Source organism: Nostoc sp. NMS7, assembly GCF_017115085.1.
Taxonomy (GTDB): domain Bacteria; phylum Cyanobacteriota; class Cyanobacteriia; order Cyanobacteriales; family Nostocaceae; genus Nostoc.
Genome location: NZ_JABXKJ010000207.1, coordinates 40,537 through 61,621, shown reverse-complemented (window position 1 = coordinate 61,621; position 21,085 = coordinate 40,537). Strand labels below are relative to the sequence as shown.

Here is a 21,085-nt window from a genome sequence, read left to right as displayed (position 1 = left end):
TTTGGCAACAAGTTTCAAATGGGCATTGGGCATTGGCCAGTTAGGAGTTAGGAGTTTGGAGAGACGCGATTAATCGCGTCTGTACAGGAATTTAGAAGAACTCTTCCCTATGCCCCATGCCCTATGCCCTATTCCCAATGCCTTTGAGAAGAAGATTCATTGTACGGCGCATATACGCTTCTACTGGCTCGGTTGTGGGTTTGAAGATCAGTGCATAATATAGTGACCCGCTCACAAGATCGATAATTAAGTCTACGTCTGCATCCTTGTGAATTTCGCCTCTAGACTTTGCACGCTGAAGTATTTTAGCAAAGGCTTCACGTCGGAGTTTGGTATATTTTATCCAATAGACCTCGGCAAACTGAGGATTGCTAGACGCTGTACTAATGATCAGCGCGAGTGTCTGACGACCAAGGGGACTATCTATTTTTTTGGCGGCATTATTGATTAAGATATCCATGTCTCCCCAAAAGCTGCCAGTATCGGGGATCGCTAAATCATCTCTGAGACTTTCTATAGCGTCTGCAACTAGTTCTTCTTTGGAAGTGTAACGCCGATAGATGGTCGTTTTACCAACTCCCGCACGGGAAGCGATCGCTTCTATACTCATGCTTTCATATCCTACCTCTGCAAGCAGGTCTAAAGTCGCTTGCAGAATAGCTTGGTCGGCGTGGATGCTGCGTGGGCGTCCAGAGGGTGCGTTAATTTGCTTACTCATAAAAATATCATCCCCAAGCAATATCTTTTTGACAATTTGCTTCTACCTCTGGGCATAGAACACAGCCTATGGAGAATAAATCAGTCGAGAACTCATTTCCTATGCACGAAAACAGCAACAGTGACCATCCATCTTTAGCATATGTATTTCTGCCACTTTTTATTCAAGACTCTCTTGACCGATTCTATATGATACGCTACCGTAGCGTATATATACAATACTTAACTTTAGCTTTGGCCTAACAATGGCTACCAACATTAAACGTTCAACTTTTGACCAATTTGGTTATGTGCAGGGGCCATTGAAGTGGGCGATCGCTTTCACGGCTTCTCTTGGTGCAATCTTAGAAGTAATTGATACTAGTATTGTTAACGTTGCCCTGACTGATATCCAAGCCAGTCTGGGTGCAACTGTTAGTGAAGTAGGTTGGGTGGTGACTGGATATGCGATCGCAAATGTCGTCTTAATTCCCTTATCTGCATGGCTGGGAGATTACTTTGGGCGCAAAACCTACTTTATCTTCTCGTTGATTGGCTTTACCCTGGCCTCGGTTTTATGCGGTTTAGCATTTAATCTACCGATGCTAGTTTTTTCTCGAATTCTTCAAGGTTTATGTGGTGGCGGGTTGTTAGCTAAAGCACAAGCGATTTTGTTCGAGACTTTTCCACCGGCTGAACAAGGATTCGCCCAGGCAGTTTTTGGGGTGGGTGTAATTGCTGGGCCAGCCATCGGCCCAACATTGGGGGGATTCCTGGTAGATGGTTTGGGCTGGCGGTGGATTTTCTTTGTTAATATTCCCTTCGGGATCATTGCAGTGGCGATGTCCTTGGCATTTTTGCCCAAAGATAAAGATAAGAAAGAGACACAAAGCCAAGCCGTCGATTGGTTCGGGATTGGGTTTTTGGTGATTGCTGTTGGCTGTATGCAAACTTTGTTAGAGGAAGGAGAGACAGACGACTGGTTTTCCTCCAATTTCATCACCACCTTAGCGATCGCTAGTATTATCGGCTTGGGGTTGTTTATTTGGCGAGAACTGAAAACAGATCATCCGGCTGTGGATTTGAGAGTTTTGCGTCACCGGTCTTTAGCTGCGGGAAGCGTTCTTTCAGCAGTGGTGGGTATGGGGCTTTATGGAACACTCTTTGCTGTGCCGATATTTGCTCAAAGTGTGCTGCACTTTACGGCAACGCAGACAGGACTATTGTTAGCGCCTGGGGCTTTAGCGTCTGCGATCGTTATGGTTTTATTAGGCAAACTTTCTAATAAAATTGATGCCCGATTTTTAATTGCAATGGGCGCTGTCGGATCATCTGGAGTCATGTTTCAATTGGCAGCAATTACCCCACAAACCGGCATAGATGATTTATTTTGGCCATTGGTATGGCGTGGGGGTTTTACTGTATTGATGTTTCTCCCTTTGAGTTTGGCAGTCTTAGGCCCGCTACCCAAGCAAGATATTTCTGCCGGATCTGGTTTCTACAATCTCACCCGACAACTCGGTGGTAGCATCGGCATTGCCCTACTCACCACTCTGCTTGACCGACGACACGCTTTTCATCGGGACATTTTGTTAGCAAAACTTAGTCCTTATGACCCAGAAACCAATCAGCGCCTCGATGCGCTCAACGGGGCACTCCAAGGCCAAGGCATAGATGCGGCAACAGCGCAACAACAAGCACTAGCTTTATTAAGTCAAACAGTAGATACCCAAGCTGCGGTTTTATCTTACGCAGATTGCTTTCGAGTCGTAGGGGTAGGATTCCTTTGCTCATTACCTTTGTTACTATTTCTGGGCAAAGGCGGTGCAGGAGTGAAAGCGCCAGTCGGTCACTAGTACTGCTTCTCTACGAGACGCTACGCGAACGCGTAATTCGTAATTCGTAATTACGTTTTAGCAAGGGTACAGTTTTGATCAGTAAACAATGGGTAACTCAATACTAAATTCAGTTCCGCAACCTTGCTCAGATATCACATTAATTCGACCATGATGGCTCTCGATGATTTGGTAACAAATCGATAATCCTAATCCTGTCCCTTTGCCGACTGGCTTAGTAGTGAAGAAGGGATTAAATATCTGATGATGAATCTGGGTAGGGATTCCGCTACCGTTATCCTTGATGCGAATTCCAATGTAGCGATCATTTAGTTTCTCCGTGCAAATCCAGATCCGACTAGGATAATTTTGCATTGATTCTGGCGATGACCTACGGTCGGTCGCAGACCATCGCACTTGTTCAGCTTCTTCTAAAGCATCGATCGCATTATTCAGGAGATTCATAAACACTTGATTGAGTTGTCCAGGAGAACAAGAAACCCAAGGCAATTCTCCATAGTCCTTAATCACTTCAATACCAGAATGTCGCCCGCTAGGGTTGAGGCGACTTTGTAAAATCATCAATGCAGCCTCTAAACCCTCATGAATATTAACTGCTTTGAATGTTGCTTCGTCTAATCGAGAGAAGTTTCGGAAAGATTTAACAATCTCGCTAATCCGCTCGGAACCTGTCTGCATTGACTGGAGTAATTTTTTAATATCCTTTTGAATAAAATCAAGATCCACGGCTTCAATTTCCTGCTGAATCACTAGGCTCGGATTGGGGTATTCTTGCTGATAGAGTTGAATCAGTTTCAGTAATGAATCATAGTATTCACTCGCATAGGTGAGATTTCCATAAATAAAGCTAACCGGATTATTAATTTCATGGGCAATCCCTGCAACTAACTGTCCTAGCCCAGACATCTTTTCTGTTTGAATGGCTTCAACAGCATTTTGCAGTTTGATCAGAGTTTGTTTTAAGGTTTCATTCGATTGTGCGAGTTCTACCTGAAGGTGTTGGCGCTGTTGAATTTCTTTACTCAGCGCCTGAATTTTTTGGTTAAGGACAACGAATTGATTACTCGTTCGCTTTTCTAAGCGCAGTAAATTGATGGCTGGACTTTCTAGCGATCGCGGTTGGATCACAGCCCCTTGACTACGACAAGCAATTCCCTCTCCCTGAGCTTGGTGGATGGTTAAAGTTCCCAAAATCATTTGGCGACTTTGGGAGCAAACTCGAAGATAGTCGATGATCTTCTCTGAAGAATCAGTGACAAACTCGGTAAGACGTTGACCAATGAGTGCTTTACTTGTCTTACTAAAGAGTCTAGCAGCAGGTTGATTGACTGCCAAAATTTCACCTGCGCTAGTCACAAGAAGCAGAGGTTCTGGTAAAGTCTGGGCAAACGTTAAAAATTGATCAGGTGTCATCGATCTTCAGGTATTGAAGCAGGGATCTTTACCATGAGCCACCTTTGGAATCCCCACCTTCAACGAAGTAAGGTGGGGAGGATGTCAACATTGCTCTTAGCACTGACGGGGTAAAAATAAAGAGGCTAAACTATGCTTTGGGGGATCAACTTCAGCCGGGACATATTACAGTCAGAAGCTTATAGTCTGCAAATGTCCCCCTTAACGCTGTTACTATGCTTTGAAGTATTCCTGTGCTGGAAACTCGTCTAATACTTCGCTAGGTTTGAGATAAATGACGATTTTGCATTCCTGCGCGCCTCTAGCAATCGTGTCTTGTAACTCGACTCTAGCGTAGCCGAGATTGTCGGCTGCGATCGCGCCAAAAATATTAGATGTCATAACACACATGGCTTCGCGCCCTTCTACCTGTTCTGCAAAGGGGCATTTGCGATTGCCTAAAACGATCTTCTCATCGGTTTCTTCAATCACGTAAAAGTCGCCTTGAATCCGGCGTTTCCAATCTACGAGGACGGCAGTTACCTGCCTCCGAGAAAGATTTGACAGTTGCAAAGCGTTCTGGTATTGCTGATTGACATGTTGACCTGTTCGATAGCCAACCACATTCAAAAAGCCTGCTGCCTCTTCAATCCCAACAACATCTTGTAAGGTTCCAGCCAATTCTCGAATCATTGTACGCAGAAAGTGATCGCGCTCAATCGGTAATTCTAAGGATTGTATTTGGTTGTCGATCAAAGATATGTGAACCATGATGATGTTATTTACTGGATGTTTAGATAGGACAAGCATCAATGTCGCTTAGTTAAGCGAAAGTCAGGGACACCCCAAAATCTCTTAATTAAGTACCATGTATAGCTATAATAGTTTTCCCTAACTGGCTACAAAACTAACATCAACGCCAGAATGGAATGGTACTAAATTTAGTTATTTGTTGAGGCAAGCTCTTTGAGCGGGTTCAGCCGGGATACCTGCAAAATCGGACAATAGACATCTGGTAGAAAAACATACCTTATCTAGAACCCTTGTAGAGACTTAGCATTGCTACCTCTCTCTACATTCTTTTTCACTCCTATGTTTAATAGTCAAATTCCTGTTAATACGTAAGTCTTGAATTATTCTCTGCCGAAAGTCACAGAAGAGGTTTAATATACACAGATATATGTGGAGCAGAAAAGTAAAAGTCCCACTCAGTTTTGAGCGGGACTTTGTAAAGTCTTATTGCTAAAATTAGAAATCTTTATCTTAGAAAAAGTTCATGATTGTAATAATCCCAACGCTGGTCAAGATCATGAAAGCGCCCATAATTATAGATTGTCCTAAAGCATTGGGCAATTTTGAATCGTTCATTTAAGTAAAATCCTTTTTGTTAATAGTTCCTTAACCATATCAAACTCAGTATAAATATCCAGAAAAGCCTTGTAAAACTTAAATTACCGTAAAGTTTCTTAGTAAATACTGTGATTTCTCCTTATGTAATGATTTTTACTGACCAATGCCCAATGCCCTCATCCTCAGAATGTAGTAATTCCCGAACAGAATAATTACCTTATCTCCGAGCGGAATAGGCGCCTTTATGGGATAAGATCAATATTAATCAAGGTAAAAATATTTGAATAGAAGATTATCATGACAGTCTCCACGGCATCTAGAAACCAAACGATCGCTTTTGACTTAGAGAAATTAAATGAGCAATTTGAAACTGCCACTCCCAAAGAAATACTGGCATGGTCTATAGAAAATATCCCAACGGGACTGGTGCAAACCAGCGCCTTTAATGTGGATGACATGATAATTACCCATATTCTTTACAGTGAACTGAAGCATCCTGTTCCTGTAATCTTTCTGGACACCTTGCACCACTTCCCTGAAAGCCTAGAATTAGTAGCTAAAGCCAAACAAATCTACAACCTCGATTTGCAAACTTACAAAACTCCAGAATTAGACACCCGCGAAGCCTTTGAAGCCAAGTACGGCGAAAAACTCTGGGACAAAGATATTGCCCAATTCCACCACATTACAAAAATTGAACCACTGCTACGCAGTCTAGATGAACTCAATAGCGTCGCTTGGATAACTGGACGCCGCCGTGACCAAGCAGTAACCCGTGGGAATATGCCCATATTTGAATTAGATAATAAAGGTCGGCTGAAAGTAAATCCTATAGCTACCTGGACACGTAAAGACAGCTGGGTTTACGTGGCTGAACACGGAGTCATCTACAACCCTCTACACGACAAAGGTTATCCCAGCATTGGTGACGAACCCATCACCACCAAAGTCGGCGAAGGCGAAGACGAACGCGCCGGACGTTGGCGGGGAAGTGATAAAACAGAATGTGGAATTCACATTTAGTCATTGGTCATTAGTCATTAGTATTAGACAAAGGACAAATGACTAAGAATAAAGGACAAATATGATCAAAATCCTCCACCTCTCTGACATCCACATGGGAAGCGGCTTTTCCCACGGGCGAATTAATCCCGCAACTGGATTAAATTCACGGTTGGAGGATTTTGTCAATACATTATCTAAATGTATTGACCGAGCATTGACAGATGCGGTTGATATGGTGATATTTGGTGGTGACGCTTTCCCGGATGCTACACCACCGCCTTATGTACAACAAGCTTTTGCTAGCCAGTTTCGCCGTCTGATGGATGCCAATATTCCGACAGTGCTGTTGGTAGGCAACCATGACCAACACTCCCAAGGACAGGGAGGAGCGAGTTTAAATATTTACCGCACCTTGGGAGTACCAGGATTTGTTGTTGGTGATACATTAACTACTCACTGCATCGAAACCCGTAATGGCAAAGTGCAAGTAATCACCCTCCCTTGGCTAACCCGTTCCACTCTGATGACTCGCCAAGAGACTGAAGGTTTGTCTTTGGCGGAAGTCAACCAACTGTTAACAGAACGTCTGCGAGTTGTTCTAGAAGGTGAAATTCGCCGTCTTGACCCCGATGTGCCAACTGTCCTTTTGGCTCACTTGATGGCAGACAATGCTACCTTGGGCGCAGAACGCTTTTTGGCAGTAGGTAAAGGCTTTACTCTCCCCCTATCTTTGCTGACGCGACCTTGTTTTGATTATGTAGCATTGGGACACGTCCACCGTCACCAGAATCTGAATAAATCCAACAACCCGCCGGTGATTTATCCAGGAAGCATTGAGCGGGTAGATTTCAGCGAAGAAAAAGAAGATAAAGGCTATGTAATGCTAGAACTGGAGCGGGGAAGCGCTGAATGGGAATTTTGTCCCTTAACAGTTCGGACTTTTCAGACCATTGAAGTGGATGTCTCGAAAACAGATGATCCGCAAGTGGTGTTAATGAAAGCGATCGCCAAGTATGATATTCAAGATGCTGTAGTGCGGCTAATTTACAAACTCCGCTCCGAACAGATGGATTTAATTGACAGTTCCTCGCTACATACTGCTTTAAGTCTCGCTCATACCTACACCATTCAAGCAGAATTAGTCAGTCAACTAGCTCGACCTCGTATTCCTGAATTGAGTGCAAGTAGCAGCATCGACCCAATGGAAGCCTTGAAAACTTACTTGAATAATCGTGAAGACCTCAAAGACATCGCAGCATCAATGCTGGATGCTGCACAGAAGTTGCTAACAGATGATGTGGAAGTTTGGCTAGAAGCAGCAACTAATGAATAGGATAAAATACAAATTATCTTTTGATTCTGCGCTTTACTTTGCGTCCCTCTGCGTTTAAAAAATTAAGTCCCACTAAATTGGGTTCTCCGACAAGCTGCTAGAACCCTTTGATAGATTGTCCGATACAGGTTAGGATAATTCATCAATCAGACGAAAAACTTCAAACACGCTTAATCGCGCTGTAGGGGCAATACCCTGCGGTCAGCTAAAGCTACATGAATTGCCCCAAAGCGCGTGTCATTTTGCGTAAGTCCTATTTGTATTTGGGCAGATTTTTTAGGAGTTTGCTACTCTACTATCAATTGTTGTTTTTCTTCTAACCAGAGGAAATTTTGGATTCAGTAAATTAAGTTATCGAGCCTTGAATAAGTTACTCTTTACAGGTAAATATTTTCGTTTTATGGCTTTTGTGCTACCGCTAATCATGTGGTGGGGATACAAAGAAGTACAAAACCAATTTGTACAGCCGCAAGCAGTTGTAGTGTTAGGTGGTTCAACGAGACATTTAGAGCGAGAGAAGTTTACAGCAAAATTCGTTCGTGAGCATCAAAATATACCTATTTGGATTAGCGGGGGTAGTCCACGTAGATTCACCCAACGAGTGTTTACCAAAGCTGGTGTTGATCCCAAACGTTTACACTTTGACTATGAGGCTGTAGATACAGTTACTAATTTTACTACGTTGGTGGATGATTTGCAATCTCGCGGCATCAAGAGCGTTTATTTGATTACTTCCGACTTCCATATGCGCCGGGCTTGTGTCATCGGCGAAATTATTTTGGGTAGTCGAGGTATTTATTTAAAACCAGTCCCAGTTCCTTCAGAAAACCCCCCTGAATCTATCGAAAAATCTATCCGCGATGGAGCTAGAGCGATACTTTGGTTAGCGACTGGTTACACTGGTGTAGATGTAGCTAAAAATAAACAATAAATCATTAGTGGTAATTTGCATGATATTGACCTAACTGAATATCATGCAAATTAAGAGAATTAATGGCAACAATCGTGAGATTAACTAAGTAATAACAGACACATGAAACTACAATCATCAAAAGCTAGTGCAACACCAACCTTCAAACAACACAATATAAAAACCAATTAACAATTTTTGCTCATTTGCTTGCTTGGTGAATACTTTCCGTCTAGCAAAGTTTTGAGCGGCGGCTTGGGTAACTCGAATTTATCTGTGTAGTTCGGGAAAAAAACGTCCCAATTCCCTCTACAATTTGATACCCTAGCTTAAACAGATTTGAGAAAAATTAAAGCGTGGAAATTCAACTTGGGCGGGGAAAAACAGCTCGCAGAGCTTACGGAATAGATGAAATTGCTCTAGTCCCCGGTAACAGAACACTAGACCCCAGTTTGGCAGAGACTAAGTGGCGGATTGGCAATATTGAGCGAGAAATCCCGATAATTGCCAGTGCGATGGATGGCGTAGTAGATGTTCGCATGGCTGTACGTTTGTCACAGTTAGGAGCATTAGGTGTCCTCAATTTAGAGGGGATTCAAACTCGCTATGCTGACCCAGAGCCAATATTAGATCGAATTGCCTCTGTGGGGAAAGATGAATTTGTTGCCCTGATGCAAGAACTCTATGCCGAACCAATAAAGCCAGAATTAATTGAACTACGTATTCAGCAAATTAAAGAACAAGGTGGCATTGCGGCGGTGAGTGCAACTCCAGCGGGTGCAAGTAAATACGGTGAGGCTGTGGCCAAAGCTGGGGCAGATTTATTTTTTATCCAGGCTACGGTAGTTTCTACTGCACATCTATCACCAGAGTCTTTAATACCTCTTGATTTAGCAGAATTTTGCCGTTCCATGCCTATCCCCGTGGTGTTGGGAAATTGCGTGACTTATGAAGTTACTTTAAATTTGTTGAAAGCTGGGGCGGCTGGGGTACTGGTGGGAATTGGGCCTGGTGCCGCTTGTACTTCTCGTGGCGTGTTGGGTGTGGGTGTGCCACAGGCGACTGCGATCGCAGATTGTGCTGCGGCACGAGATGATTACTACAAGGAAACTGGCAACTATATCCCGATTATTGCTGATGGCGGTTTAATCACAGGTGGCGACATTTGTAAATGCATCGCCTGCGGTGCCGATGGTGTGATGATTGGTTCCCCCTTTGCCAGAGCCGCCGAAGCCCCAGGACGAGGTTATCATTGGGGTATGGCGACTCCTAGCCCAGTCTTACCTCGTGGCACGCGCATTCGCGTTGCCACCACTGGTAGCCTAGAGCAAATACTGATTGGGCCAGCAGCACTAGATGATGGTACTCACAATCTTTTAGGAGCCTTAAAGACGAGCATGGGCACCTTGGGAGTCAAAAATATTAAAGAAATGCAACAAGTGGAAATTGTGATTGCGCCTTCCTTATTAACGGAGGGTAAAGTTTACCAAAAAGCTCAACAATTAGGTATGGGGAAATAGAATTGGGGCATGGGGCATAGGGCATGGCGGATAAGAGAGACAAGGCAGACAAGGGGGGACAAGGAGAATAACCAATGCCCAATGCAATGCCTAATGCCCAATACCTAATTCTTGAATAAATTTTTCCAGCCCCCTAAACAATTGCTGGAAAAATCTGATATGTCACCTACAATAGAGATAGCGGAGACGCATGTTTCCGTTCACTCCTCACACCACACTCCGCCCGGACTATTGTTCGGGCGGTTCCTTATGTTTGTAAATAAAATAAGAGAGCTTCTTTGCAAATGTACATCCTCTACTCCAAAGCTGATGTTTTTGCTATGGTAGAATTTTCACCAAGCTCTGATATTATTGGCGAAGGTTTTAGGCATGTCAACAGCCGCACAAGTTACCGATTCTAGTTTCAAGCAAGAAGTACTCGACAGCGATGTACCTGTTTTAGTTGACTTTTGGGCACCCTGGTGCGGACCATGCCGTATGGTAGCTCCTGTTGTCGATGAAATCTCCGAACAGTACAAAGGTCAAATAAAGGTCGTAAAAGTCAATACAGATGAAAATCCTAATGTTGCTAGTCAGTACGGCATCCGCAGCATTCCCACATTAATGATTTTTAAGGGTGGACAAAAAGTGGATATGGTGGTCGGCGCAGTGCCTAAAAGTACATTAGCTTCCACTCTCGAAAAGTATCTTTGAAACTCAATCGGCAATAAAATCCTCTTGAGTTATCCATTTTGTTCTAACTTGAGGTTAATTTTTATAAACAAGTTTGAGAGACGCGAAATTCCCGTCTCTCAAACTTGTTTACATTTGTATACACTTTTGGATTCAGAATATTTTTAGGACTTTTCTAGAAGTAACGATATATTCTGATCATCTCTCTTCCATAAATCAACTGTTCGTTGTTGAATCTATGAAGTCTTATTTAGCCGCCGCTATTCAATTGACCAGTGTGCCTGATCTACACAAAAATTTGGCACAGGCAGAAGAATTAATCGAGCTTGCCGTGCGTCAAGGTGCCCAATTGGTAGGTTTACCAGAAAACTTTTCCTATATGGGAGAAGAAAAAGACAAACTCGCCCAAGGCGATGCGATCGCTCGTGAAAGTGAAAATTTTCTCAAAAAAATGGCTCAACGCTTTCAAATTACGATCTTGGGCGGCAGCTTTCCACTTCCAGTAGACAATACAGGCAAAGTTTATAACACCACTTTACTCATCGACCCAAACGGTGAAGAACTTGCCCGCTACTACAAAGTACACTTATTTGATGTTGATGTCCCCGACGGCAATACCTATCGGGAATCCAGCACCGTTGTAGCTGGTACGCAACTACCGCCCGTGTATTCCTCAGAAAAACTTGGTAATTTAGGGCTTTCTATTTGTTATGATGTCCGCTTCCCGGAACTGTATCGTCATCTGGCAGAGAAGGGAGCCGATGTGATGTTTATTCCCGCCGCCTTTACCGCCTTTACTGGCAAAGATCACTGGCAAGTACTACTACAAGCCAGAGCCATAGAAAATACCGCCTATGTCATTGCTCCTGCCCAAACAGGCAATAACTATGATCGCCGTCTAACCCACGGACACGCGGTCATTATCGACCCTTGGGGCGTAATTTTAGCCGATGCTGGGGAAAAACCGGGAATTGCGATCGCCCAAATCAACCCCACTAGGCTCGAACAAGTCCGCCGTCAAATGCCCTCTTTACAACATCGGGTATTCTAGGCGCTGGGGAGCAGGGGGTAAGTGAAGAAGAACTATTGATATATTGATTGACCAATGCCCCATGCCCCATGCCCAATGCCTATTACCTGGAAATAAAACAAAAAACCGGGTAACCGCCCGGTTTATGCCTATATAAGAATCCTCAGTCTTTTAGAAGTATAGTAGCACAGTGCTACTATTTATTTGCTGTCAAAATTAAACTTTAGCAGCTGTCTTGGTAACAACGTTGAGTTCACCTTTAGCATACTTAGCAGCAAAATCTTCCAAAGAAACTTGCTTAATCTTGCTTGCGTTGCCAGCAGTGCCAAATTGCTGATAGCGTTCAGCACAAACCTTCTGCATATATGTAATAGAAGGCTTGAGGAAGTGACGGGGGTCAAACTCCTCTGGTTTTTTAGCTAAAGCTTCGCGTACAGCAGCCGTAATAGCCAAACGGTTATCGGTGTCAATATTTACCTTACGTACACCGCTCTTGATACCTTTTTGGATTTCTTCTACAGGTACGCCGTAGGTTTCAGGAATTGCACCACCATACTGGTTAATCAGTGCAAGCAAATCTTCCGGTACAGAGGAGGAACCGTGCATTACCAAGTGGGTGTTGGGCAAACGGCGGTGAATTTCTTCAATGCGGCTGATTGCCAAAATTTCCCCAGTCGGCTTGCGGGTAAACTTATAAGCACCGTGGCTTGTGCCAATGGCAACAGCCAAAGCATCTACTTGGGTTGCTTCTACGAAGTCAACAGCTTCATCGGGGTCAGTTAAGAGTTGAGAGTGGTCAAGTGTACCCTCAAACCCGTGACCATCTTCAGCTTCGCCAGCACCAGTTTCTAGAGAACCCAAACAACCGAGTTCACCTTCAACGCTGACACCCAAAGCATGAGCTACATTTACAACTTCGCGGGTAACATTAACGTTGTACTCGAAGCTAGCGGGGGTCTTAGCATCAGCTTCTAAAGAACCATCCATCATGACGCTAGTGAAGTTGTTCTTCATTGCTGAGTAGCAGGTAGAAGGAGCATTACCATGATCTTGGTGCATGACAATGGGAATCTGAGGATAGGTTTCTACTGCTGCCAAAATCAGGTGGCGTAAGAAGTTTTCTCCTGCATAATTACGAGCGCCGCGTGAAGCTTGCAAAATTACGGGGCTATCTGTCTCGACAGCAGCCTTCATGATCGCCTGAATCTGCTCCAAATTGTTAACGTTGAAAGCTGGGATGCCATAACCGTTTTCAGCTGCGTGATCCAACAGCAGCCGCAGTGGTACAAGCGCCATAGATAGTCCTCCTAATGTGGTTGTTAGCTAGTTGGTATGAGAGAAGCGTTATAATCACGCTAAATCTTAAGAGTTTTTTCAACTTATAGGAAATTATAACTAGTGTCGTGTGTCTATGCTGAAAAACTTTACACCACAGTTACTATAAATATGACCTATACTCGCTCTCTACTGCTGTACTATGCCTCATACTTGCTCTATATTGCTGTACATTAAGCTACCCTACAACTACTAGTTTTGGTAGCGCAGTATCCAAGATGGTGATCTGAAAGCGATCGCTTCAATCTCAAGGCACTAAGCTCTGACAAATCCTCTGATATTTTACCATCAAGGTGCGATCGCCATCTCATATCAATTAATCAACTTCTATATGGGTCGCCCGGGATTCGAACCCGGAACTAATCGGTTAAAAGCCGAGTACTCTACCGTTGAGTTAGCGACCCTTTCGCTGCATTTCGCAACTTTGCCATCATAGCATAAACATCTGTAGATTTGTAAAGCGGTTTAGAAAAAATCTGCGGTTAACCCCACAGATGCCGTGTAGCTGGCTCCTGGTTCTAACACAGTCAGGTTTTCACCAGTATTGAGAGAGTTACGCGTGGCACTCCACGGTTCTAGACAGTAGAATTCTTTGCCTTTGACTGTCCAAAATACCAGCCAAGTAGAGAAATGATCATAATCCAAAGTGAGTTTTAACTGACGGCTGCGGTCGATCGCAGTAGCCGATTGAGTTGTTAGCTGTCCAAAGGCGAAATCAATTTCATCACGGTTAAAGTCGAAATTGCCGTCAAAAGAGTGAATTTCCTTAGTTTGATTATCTTGATACTGCTTAGAGGGAATTTCCACCTCCAACTGAGTTTTATCACCACACAGAAAGTAGGGATGGAAACCAGCTGAAAAGGGCATTGATGTGGATGACAAGTTTTTATACTGCTGGCGGACTTTTAGGGTATTACCTTGAAGTTCGTAGGTGAAAGCCAGCTGAAAATCAAAAGGATAAACTGCCTTAGTTTGCTCGTTGCTATTAAGAACAATAGTTAGACTAGCTTTATCTCCAGTCTTTTGTTCTGTTACTGACCACGGTAATTCACGGGCAAAACCGTGTTGTTTGAGAGTATACTGTAGCCCATTGTGAGTATAAATATTATCTGGTAGATTGCCACAAATAGGAAACAAAATTGGATTCCCACCTCTGACACTCAAATCAGGATGAGTAAAGCGTTCAGTATCTAAGTAGAAAATTTCTTGCCCTTGAATGCGCCAACGGGTGATAATACCACCGCGTTCTGGTACGACTTCCAATTGAGAACCAGCGGCTTCGTCAGAAAGAATGTAGGTTTTGTATTGTTGCTGTTGAACTGCAATGCTAAACACAAATTTAGTCCTGAGTTTAGGGATAGTTAGGAGTTGTGAGTTAGGAGTTAAAAATTCATAACTTTTAATTCCTAACTCCTAACTCTGTTACTCGTCTTCTGCAAAAACGAAACGATATAATTCGCTGGGGTCTGGCTCCGGGCTACTTTCGGCGAATTTAACTGCTTCGTCGATCACATCCTGAATTTTACGATCAATTGTTTTGAGTTCTTCCTCATCCGCCAGATTTTGCTCCAGCAAATAAGCTGCTAACTTCTTAATTGGGTCACGGGCGAACCAAAATTCTTTCTCAGCTTTGCTTCGCATTTCATCAGGATCAGCCAAGGAGTGACCCCGGAAGCGGTAAGTAAGTGCCTCAATTAATGTTGGCCCTTCACCTGCACGGGCACGGGCTACAGCTTCTTGAGCCACGGCTCGTACTGCTAGAACATCCATGCCATCTACTTCCACGCCCACCATGTTAAATACACTGGCTTTTTTATAAATCTCTGGTTGGGAAGTCGCTCGCTCGTGAGACATACCAATGGCCCACTTATTATTTTCGACTACAAACAGAATTGGCAGTTTCCATAGGGCTGCCATATTTAGTGTCTCAAAAAACTGACCATTATTAGCCGCACCGTCGCCAAAAAAGCAAGCTGTCACTTGGTCAGCATTTTTATCTCCTAGCACTTCCCGGCGGTATTTGCTTTGAAAAGCCGCTCCAGCCGCCACAGGAATTCCCTCAGCCACAAAAGCATAGCCACCCAGCATGCGATGTTCAGCAGAAAAAATATGCATGGAGCCACCGCGCCCTTTGCTGCAACCTGTGGCTTTGCCAAATAATTCTGCCATTACCTCCCTTGCTGGTACACCCGCACTCAGAGCATGAACGTGGTCGCGGTAGGTACTACAAACGAAATCTTCACCCGGTCGCATTGACTGCACAACACCACTGCAAACGGCTTCTTGACCGTTGTACAAATGGACAAAACCAAACATTTTTCCCCTATAGTACATTTCAGCGCACTTGTCTTCAAACAAGCGCCCTAAAACCATGTCCTCATACAACCATAAGGCTTCTTCCTTAGTAATGTGAGTAGTAGCAGGATTAAATGTGGGTAAAGTACGCTCTTGAACCATTATTTTTGAGTATTCGTGTTGTACAACTTAAAGTTATCGTCATGAAATACCTACACTGTATACGAAGTATTAGTGTAGGCTTCTGTTTTAAAGACGCTATGCGTAGCGTCTGATTGCCGTTGCTCTGCCCTTGTGTATTCATTGCTGAATACCAAAACCAAATCCGGTCTGAGTCTTACACAGCGTCTCTGGTCTTGCGATCTTTATCTTCTCAAGGAAGAACCCGCACAGCCGTCCACCTTCGGTAGGCAGTTTGATTTTATGACTACAACACCGCTTAGATTTATTGCTTTTGTCTACCAGCGATCGCCTGTTCCTTAAATAAGTTGGTCTGATAACAACTCAGCTTTTAACAGGCTAGCGTTTGTAAGACTCAACAATCAAACTTTATTTATGCACCAAAAAAGGTCTTAGGGAATACCTAAATTTTTAATTTTTGATTTTTAACTTTTCAGCCCATGCCCCGTGAGGATTTGACGCTAACCGGCAATATCTGGCGCTTTGGGTTTTTCTCTCTCACTATTCCCTTTCATAGACTAGCAATCAAGATAGACTACTTTCTGCATATCCATTAACAATTTAAAAAAAGACCCAAATATCTATATCCAAATAGGTAATTGTAATTAAATGTTAATTATGATATTATTTTTTTCTCATGTTATCAGGGTCAACCCCCAATAGTGGTATTTTAGTGACTGGCGACTGGGAAAGTCCCGAAAAAATCAATCATCAATAGATTCTTGCAGCCACAACATTTATGTCGTCACTAAAAGCGGTGGTTGTGGTTTGTGCTATCGAAGGCTGATAATAGTTGTGTTAAACAAAAATACTAAGAATTAAGACAAAAGAGTGAGGCTTTCTAGGCGAAAGTAAAAAATTTGTACTAGAATGTGACTCAAAATTTCGTAAAGGTACAAAACAAGTTGTTGCAATATACACTTAGAGAGTAAATTTTACACGGCATTATGGCACGGTTTTACAGTCCTGGAACGCTCTAGGTGAATTATGTTGATCACGGTGCAGGGGAAGTAGGCTGTGCGAATTCCGCTAGATTACTACCGAATTTTAGGACTACCGTTAGCGGCAAGTGATGAACAATTGCGACAGGCATATAGCGATCGCATTGTCCAATTGCCACGACGTGAGTATTCTCAGGCTGCAATTTCTTCTCGTAAACAACTCATAGAAGAAGCTTACGTGGTTTTATCAGATCCAAAACAACGCAGTACCTACGATCAGCTTTATCTTGCCCACGCCTATGACCCTGATAACCTTGCTGCTGCCGCAGTAGCACTGGAAAATCGCACAGAAAGCACCAAAAGAGGTACTGACACCCAGAGTCTGGGCATCGAAATTACCCAAGAGGAATTAGTTGGCGCTTTATTAATTTTGCAAGAGTTGGGGGAATACGAACTTGTACTCAAACTAGGTCGTCCCTACTTGGTAAATAAAAATAGTCCTACAAGTGCAAGAAAAGGCCATAATTTAGTAGACGAAGAAATACACCAAAGCGCTGAACATCCCGATGTTGTTCTCACTGTTGCCTTTGCCTGTCTAGAATTAGGTCGGGAACAGTGGCAGCAAGGCCACTATGAAAATGCCGCCATCTCCTTAGAAACTGGTCAAGAACTGCTAGCCCGCGAAGGTTTGTTCTCTAGTGTACAGGCGGAAATTCAGGCGGATCTTTACAAATTGCGACCATATCGAATTTTGGAGTTGCTGGCACTACCTCAAGAGAAGACTGCCGAACGACACCAAGGCTTGGAATTATTGCAAAACCTCTTAGAAGATCGTGGTGGGATTGATGGCACGAGCAATGATGACTCTGGTTTAAATATAGATGACTTTCTCCGATTTATCCAGCAGTTACGCAACCACTTAACAGTCGCAGAGCAGCATAAGTTATTTGAAGCCCAAAGCAAACGTCCTTCTGCTGTTGCCACTTATTTAGCTGTTTATGCATTGATAGCACGGGGATTTGCTCAACGGCAACCTGCTTTAATTCGTCAAGCAAGGCAAATGCTCATGCGTCTGGGCAAGCGCCAAGACGTACATTTAGAACAGTCGCTATGTGCGTTACTCTTGGGACAGACTGAAGAAGCAACTCGTGTTTTAGAACTTAGTCAGGAGTACGAAGCTTTAGCTTTTATTCGGGAAAAATCTCAGGACTCTCCAGATTTGTTACCGGGGCTGTGTCTATATACAGAACAGTGGTTGCAACACGAAGTATTTCCACATTTTCGAGATTTAGCAAACCAGCAAGCTTTCCTAAAAGATTACTTTGCTAACCAACAGGTGCAAGCTTATTTAGAAGCACTGCCAACGGATGCAGAAACAACTAATGAATGGGCTATAATTAACCCCCAGTATTTTCCCCAACCCCAGAGAAATAATCCCCCTTTCCCCAACAATTCAACTAGGAGTTCAGGAAAATTTAATCACAGCAGAACACCTGACTTAGATTTGCCAGAAACACCAACAAGAGAAACACCTGAATATTCAAACTTATCACCACTGAGATGGAATTCATCTGAGAGTGTAAAATCCGAGGTTCCTACTGCCGAACGCATGAGTAGAAGCACTAATCAGCATTTAAACGGTTCAGGTAAGACTGCTCCACCCGGTAATAATCAAAAGCGGAGGCGGAGAAAACCTACTCAATCTGCTAGCCGAGAGGGTGTACCAGATAATCGTCCTCGTCGTCCTCGGCGGCGGCGAACCTTTGCTAACACCATAGAAGGTAAAACACGGCTGGTATGGAGAGTGTTTATTTCTTTGGTGAGTATATTAGTTTTCTGGGTGTTAGCCACAACAACTTTTGGATGGTTAAAAAATCTGTTTTTCCCTACACCATCTATACGTGGTTCAGAGTTATTTATACAAATAAATCAACCACCAATATCTATTCCTGATCCAAACAGTAAACTACAATCACTAGAAGGTCCTTTAACAGATGCAATGGCAGAGGAAGTCATTCGGACTTGGCTATCTACCAAAGCCGAAGCTTTAGGGACGAATCATCAGATTAATAATTTAGAGCAGATTTTAACTGGTTCAGCTTTGTCTCAATGGCGGCTGATTGCTCAACAGGATAGGTCAGACAACCGTTACCGCAAGTACGACCATAGCTTGAAGGTGGAATCTGTAGAGAAAATTGATTTATTTGCAGATCGTGGTGCAGTGGAAGCTACGGTGAAGGAAACGATGCAGTTATATGAAAATGGTCAATTTAAAAACTCTTCTAAAGAGAATTTGCGAGTTCGGTATGATTTGATTCGACAACTAGGTAAATGGCGTATTCAGAGTATATCTGTTGTCAATGAGATAAGTTTTAATTTTTAGGCGATGTTTACGACTTACTCCAGCGCTGAACCGTTACCTTGAAAGGCTTTAACAATTAAGTAATTTGACAAGTCAACAATATAACAAGACAAATATTGTATAGCTTTGGAAAGCCAACTTTAAAAAATCGTCGTCCGAACGTGATGATTCCTGCAAATTATATGGGAATACTTATAAATGGAAACCTAAATATTTCTCGCAGAGCATTATGTTTGAAAAAATTACAGCAACGTTTCAGAAGTCTAGAGAATTTCTAAAAAAAAGTCTAGAAGAATACATTCTGTTTAGTTCAGGAGCTAAACAGTTGACTTTGACAAAAAAAACGGTTTTACTTCTCTGTCAACAAGCCGAATCTAGAGTTGAGCAATTAAAAAGCTTAGAACCACACTCTGAGGAAGGACTTATTGCGACAATAGAGTACAATAAAATTCAAGTCAAATTACATTTTACTCCTGAGAAAATAACTCTTCATGAAGATTACCTGGAAGGAGAACTTCGCTTATTGAAACCCCCTCAGTTTGAGACTGAATCGGTAGTTTACCGTTACCTGATTGCAGGTTGGACAACATTTTTGGGAGGTAAACTTCCCAATGGAGCTTTACCAAAAGAGGTTAGAATTGAAAATAATCAGGTTTACTATACTCTTCCTCGAAATCAATTGCAGCTTTTAGATGACCTTTTCTATAGTCTTGAAAATGGTTCTGCTTTGATTACTAACCTTAAAGAAGGAAATTTAACTATTGAAACTTCAGTAGCTTTGAGTTGGAATAATTTGAAGCTTCAAAATCTGCTTCAACTTCTGAATCTCAAATAGGCTTATAGCAGTTATTGCAATACGGTTCGGATAAGGTTTTTTAATGACACGCCGCTTATCGCGTCTCTTGCCTTAACCGAACTGTATTGGCAGTTATCGGTTGAGTGAGGTACAAGAACCCCACCCCCAACCCCCTCCCCGCTCTTCGAGAGGGGGCTATGATGTACCTTATGTAATTAGGAAACGCTATACCATTTCTTCAACTTTCAAATAACGCGATATGCAAAGACAGTTTCGGAAGTGGAGAAGCGGCTAGAGACTGTTTTCAAACTCGAAGATACCCCCTAACCCGACTTAAAAAAGGGGGATTTAGGATGATCTTCAAAGACTAGGGTTCTCAATTCAAAGATTCCATAAACTCAATACACTTGTGCATTTGCTGGCGCATGGTTTCCCAATCAGCATGAAACCTTCGCCCATGGCCTGGTAGCACCCACTCAAAAGAGTAGTTAGCCAAGTTACGCATTGATTTAGTCTGTTCTGACCAAGAATACCAGCAGGCACCGTGGAATGCAACCAGTTGGTGCAAGCTTTCTGACCAAGCGAGATGGTCGCCAGTGAACAGAAACTTATTTTTATAAAGTAGAACAGTTTGTCCTTTGGTGTGACCAGGAACTGGGATAATTAATAAATCTGGAGTCAAAGCAAATGGTTCGGAACCAGTTAGCTGTATTTCTACATTGCGAGTATCCGCAGAAATATCATCAACGTGGAGGATGCGATCGCACTGAAAATGCTCGGCAAACTTTTGATGATCTGCTACATCATCCTTATGAGTTAGATACATATAACGAATTGGCCCCAGTTCTTCTAAACGCTTGACTAAAGGCGGCGTAAACCGGGGAGAATCCACCAAAATGTTACCTTCTGGAAGTTGAATTAAATAGCTAGCAGCACCGTAAGATTTTTCCGAATGATAACCGCAGTGGTAAATATTTTCCGCTACTAATATTGGAAACTGTTGTTGAGCAACTTTGATATCTTTTGGTTTCTCAACTGTGCCAATAGAACTAGTAGGACAAGCTAAAAGTGCTTCAAGCGCTGCTAATCTTTGGGCTTCATTCGTTGGTTGATGATAAACCACCGACTGTTCATCAACACGAGAAAACACTTCAGGAGTCATCCAGCGACAGGTATCACAATCAATACACGTAGTATCTACATAAAAATCGCCGTTGACATTTTGCGATCGACGCTGATTTAAATGTGCCATATTAATCCTTTTGCTTCCAGGCGCTTACTGGGGAGCGATAAACTCTATATCACTACGCTAGCAAAAGTAACTTGAGACTGTTTAGTATAAATGCTCCTTGTGGGGCATTTCCTACTTTTTGGGGTGGAGAGGCAAGAAAGTTGATGTTTGGTTCTGGGGA

Annotated in this window: 17 protein-coding genes and 1 tRNA gene; 10 read left to right on the top strand and 8 right to left on the bottom strand. The window is 43.0% G+C overall.

Annotation, left to right across the window (positions count from 1 at the left end):
• Positions 1–121: 121 nt before the first annotated feature.
• Positions 122–718, bottom strand: coding sequence for a TetR/AcrR family transcriptional regulator (locus tag HWQ38_RS23810; protein WP_292798515.1), 597 nt, complete (start codon positions 716–718; stop codon positions 122–124).
• 244 nt (positions 719–962) lie between these two features.
• Between HWQ38_RS23810 and HWQ38_RS23805 the strand changes: the two genes are divergently transcribed.
• Positions 963–2,552: a DHA2 family efflux MFS transporter permease subunit gene (locus HWQ38_RS23805; protein WP_292798513.1), complete on the top strand. Its 1,590-nt coding sequence runs from the start codon at positions 963–965 to the stop codon at positions 2,550–2,552.
• Between the two features lie 78 nt (positions 2,553–2,630).
• On the opposite strand, the gene HWQ38_RS23800 is transcribed toward HWQ38_RS23805, so the two are convergent.
• Complete coding sequence (locus tag HWQ38_RS23800; RefSeq protein ID WP_292798511.1) at positions 2,631–3,965, bottom strand: ATP-binding protein; 1,335 nt, start codon at positions 3,963–3,965, stop codon at positions 2,631–2,633.
• A 213-nt stretch (positions 3,966–4,178) separates the two neighbouring features.
• A complete protein-coding gene (locus tag HWQ38_RS23795) occupies positions 4,179–4,715 on the bottom strand; it encodes a methanogen output domain 1-containing protein (protein WP_292798509.1) in 537 nt (178 codons plus the stop codon).
• An 876-nt stretch (positions 4,716–5,591) separates the two neighbouring features.
• Between HWQ38_RS23795 and cysH the strand changes: the two genes are divergently transcribed.
• From cysH to HWQ38_RS23765, 6 genes are all read left to right on the top strand, one after another.
• Positions 5,592–6,317, top strand: a complete 726-nt coding sequence (gene cysH / locus HWQ38_RS23790) for a phosphoadenosine phosphosulfate reductase (RefSeq protein ID WP_292798507.1) — start codon at positions 5,592–5,594, stop codon at positions 6,315–6,317.
• 61 nt (positions 6,318–6,378) lie between these two features.
• Complete coding sequence (locus HWQ38_RS23785; RefSeq protein WP_292798505.1) at positions 6,379–7,632, top strand: exonuclease SbcCD subunit D; 1,254 nt, start codon at positions 6,379–6,381, stop codon at positions 7,630–7,632.
• Between the two features lie 400 nt (positions 7,633–8,032).
• Positions 8,033–8,563: a YdcF family protein gene (locus HWQ38_RS23780; protein WP_292798531.1), complete on the top strand. Its 531-nt coding sequence runs from the start codon at positions 8,033–8,035 to the stop codon at positions 8,561–8,563.
• A 335-nt stretch (positions 8,564–8,898) separates the two neighbouring features.
• Positions 8,899–10,062 (top strand): GuaB3 family IMP dehydrogenase-related protein, encoded by a 1,164-nt coding sequence (locus HWQ38_RS23775; protein ID WP_292798503.1) that lies wholly within the window; start codon positions 8,899–8,901, stop codon positions 10,060–10,062.
• Positions 10,063–10,431: 369 nt separating this feature from the next.
• The gene (gene trxA, locus HWQ38_RS23770) at positions 10,432–10,755 is read left to right on the top strand and encodes a thioredoxin (RefSeq protein ID WP_265275256.1); all 324 of its coding nucleotides are present in this window, start codon (positions 10,432–10,434) and stop codon (positions 10,753–10,755) included.
• 217 nt (positions 10,756–10,972) lie between these two features.
• Complete coding sequence (locus tag HWQ38_RS23765; RefSeq protein ID WP_292798499.1) at positions 10,973–11,785, top strand: carbon-nitrogen hydrolase family protein; 813 nt, start codon at positions 10,973–10,975, stop codon at positions 11,783–11,785.
• A 195-nt stretch (positions 11,786–11,980) separates the two neighbouring features.
• Here HWQ38_RS23765 and fba read toward each other — a convergent pair whose 3' ends face one another.
• The 4 genes from fba to pdhA all read right to left on the bottom strand — a co-directional run bounded on the left by fba (position 11,981) and on the right by pdhA (position 15,556).
• Complete coding sequence (fba, locus tag HWQ38_RS23760; protein WP_292798497.1) at positions 11,981–13,060, bottom strand: class II fructose-bisphosphate aldolase; 1,080 nt, start codon at positions 13,058–13,060, stop codon at positions 11,981–11,983.
• A 371-nt stretch (positions 13,061–13,431) separates the two neighbouring features.
• Positions 13,432–13,503 (bottom strand) — tRNA-Lys (locus HWQ38_RS23755).
• A gap of 61 nt (positions 13,504–13,564) precedes the next feature.
• A complete protein-coding gene (locus HWQ38_RS23750) occupies positions 13,565–14,434 on the bottom strand; it encodes an aldose epimerase (RefSeq protein WP_292798495.1) in 870 nt (289 codons plus the stop codon).
• Positions 14,435–14,521: 87 nt separating this feature from the next.
• Positions 14,522–15,556, bottom strand: a complete 1,035-nt coding sequence (pdhA, locus tag HWQ38_RS23745) for a pyruvate dehydrogenase (acetyl-transferring) E1 component subunit alpha (protein WP_292798493.1) — start codon at positions 15,554–15,556, stop codon at positions 14,522–14,524.
• 141 nt (positions 15,557–15,697) lie between these two features.
• On the opposite strand from pdhA, the gene HWQ38_RS23740 reads away from it, so the two are divergent.
• The 3 genes from HWQ38_RS23740 to HWQ38_RS23730 all read left to right on the top strand — a co-directional run bounded on the left by HWQ38_RS23740 (position 15,698) and on the right by HWQ38_RS23730 (position 19,712).
• Entirely contained in the window at positions 15,698–15,877 is a 180-nt protein-coding gene (locus tag HWQ38_RS23740) for a hypothetical protein (RefSeq protein ID WP_292798491.1), read from the top strand.
• Positions 15,878–16,591: 714 nt separating this feature from the next.
• Positions 16,592–18,898 (top strand): IMS domain-containing protein, encoded by a 2,307-nt coding sequence (locus HWQ38_RS23735; protein WP_292798489.1) that lies wholly within the window; start codon positions 16,592–16,594, stop codon positions 18,896–18,898.
• A 208-nt stretch (positions 18,899–19,106) separates the two neighbouring features.
• Positions 19,107–19,712, top strand: a complete 606-nt coding sequence (locus HWQ38_RS23730; RefSeq protein ID WP_292798487.1) for a hypothetical protein — start codon at positions 19,107–19,109, stop codon at positions 19,710–19,712.
• A 337-nt stretch (positions 19,713–20,049) separates the two neighbouring features.
• On the opposite strand, the gene HWQ38_RS23725 is transcribed toward HWQ38_RS23730, so the two are convergent.
• Positions 20,050–20,925: an MBL fold metallo-hydrolase gene (locus tag HWQ38_RS23725; RefSeq protein ID WP_292798485.1), complete on the bottom strand. Its 876-nt coding sequence runs from the start codon at positions 20,923–20,925 to the stop codon at positions 20,050–20,052.
• Positions 20,926–21,085: the final 160 nt, after the last annotated feature.

Coding starts and splice junctions, on each gene's coding strand:
- HWQ38_RS23810 (WP_292798515.1), bottom strand. CDS start 718: ATGAGTAAGCAAATTAACGCACCCTCTGGACGCCCACGCAGCATCCAC.
- pdhA (WP_292798493.1), bottom strand. CDS start 15,556: ATGGTTCAAGAGCGTACTTTACCCACATTTAATCCTGCTACTACTCAC.
- fba (WP_292798497.1), bottom strand. CDS start 13,060: ATGGCGCTTGTACCACTGCGGCTGCTGTTGGATCACGCAGCTGAAAAC.
- HWQ38_RS23800 (WP_292798511.1), bottom strand. CDS start 3,965: ATGACACCTGATCAATTTTTAACGTTTGCCCAGACTTTACCAGAACCT.
- HWQ38_RS23785 (WP_292798505.1), top strand. CDS start 6,379: ATGATCAAAATCCTCCACCTCTCTGACATCCACATGGGAAGCGGCTTT.
- HWQ38_RS23805 (WP_292798513.1), top strand. CDS start 963: ATGGCTACCAACATTAAACGTTCAACTTTTGACCAATTTGGTTATGTG.
- HWQ38_RS23780 (WP_292798531.1), top strand. CDS start 8,033: ATGGCTTTTGTGCTACCGCTAATCATGTGGTGGGGATACAAAGAAGTA.
- HWQ38_RS23725 (WP_292798485.1), bottom strand. CDS start 20,925: ATGGCACATTTAAATCAGCGTCGATCGCAAAATGTCAACGGCGATTTT.
- HWQ38_RS23795 (WP_292798509.1), bottom strand. CDS start 4,715: ATGGTTCACATATCTTTGATCGACAACCAAATACAATCCTTAGAATTA.
- HWQ38_RS23730 (WP_292798487.1), top strand. CDS start 19,107: ATGTTTGAAAAAATTACAGCAACGTTTCAGAAGTCTAGAGAATTTCTA.
- HWQ38_RS23765 (WP_292798499.1), top strand. CDS start 10,973: ATGAAGTCTTATTTAGCCGCCGCTATTCAATTGACCAGTGTGCCTGAT.
- trxA (WP_265275256.1), top strand. CDS start 10,432: ATGTCAACAGCCGCACAAGTTACCGATTCTAGTTTCAAGCAAGAAGTA.
- cysH (WP_292798507.1), top strand. CDS start 5,592: ATGACAGTCTCCACGGCATCTAGAAACCAAACGATCGCTTTTGACTTA.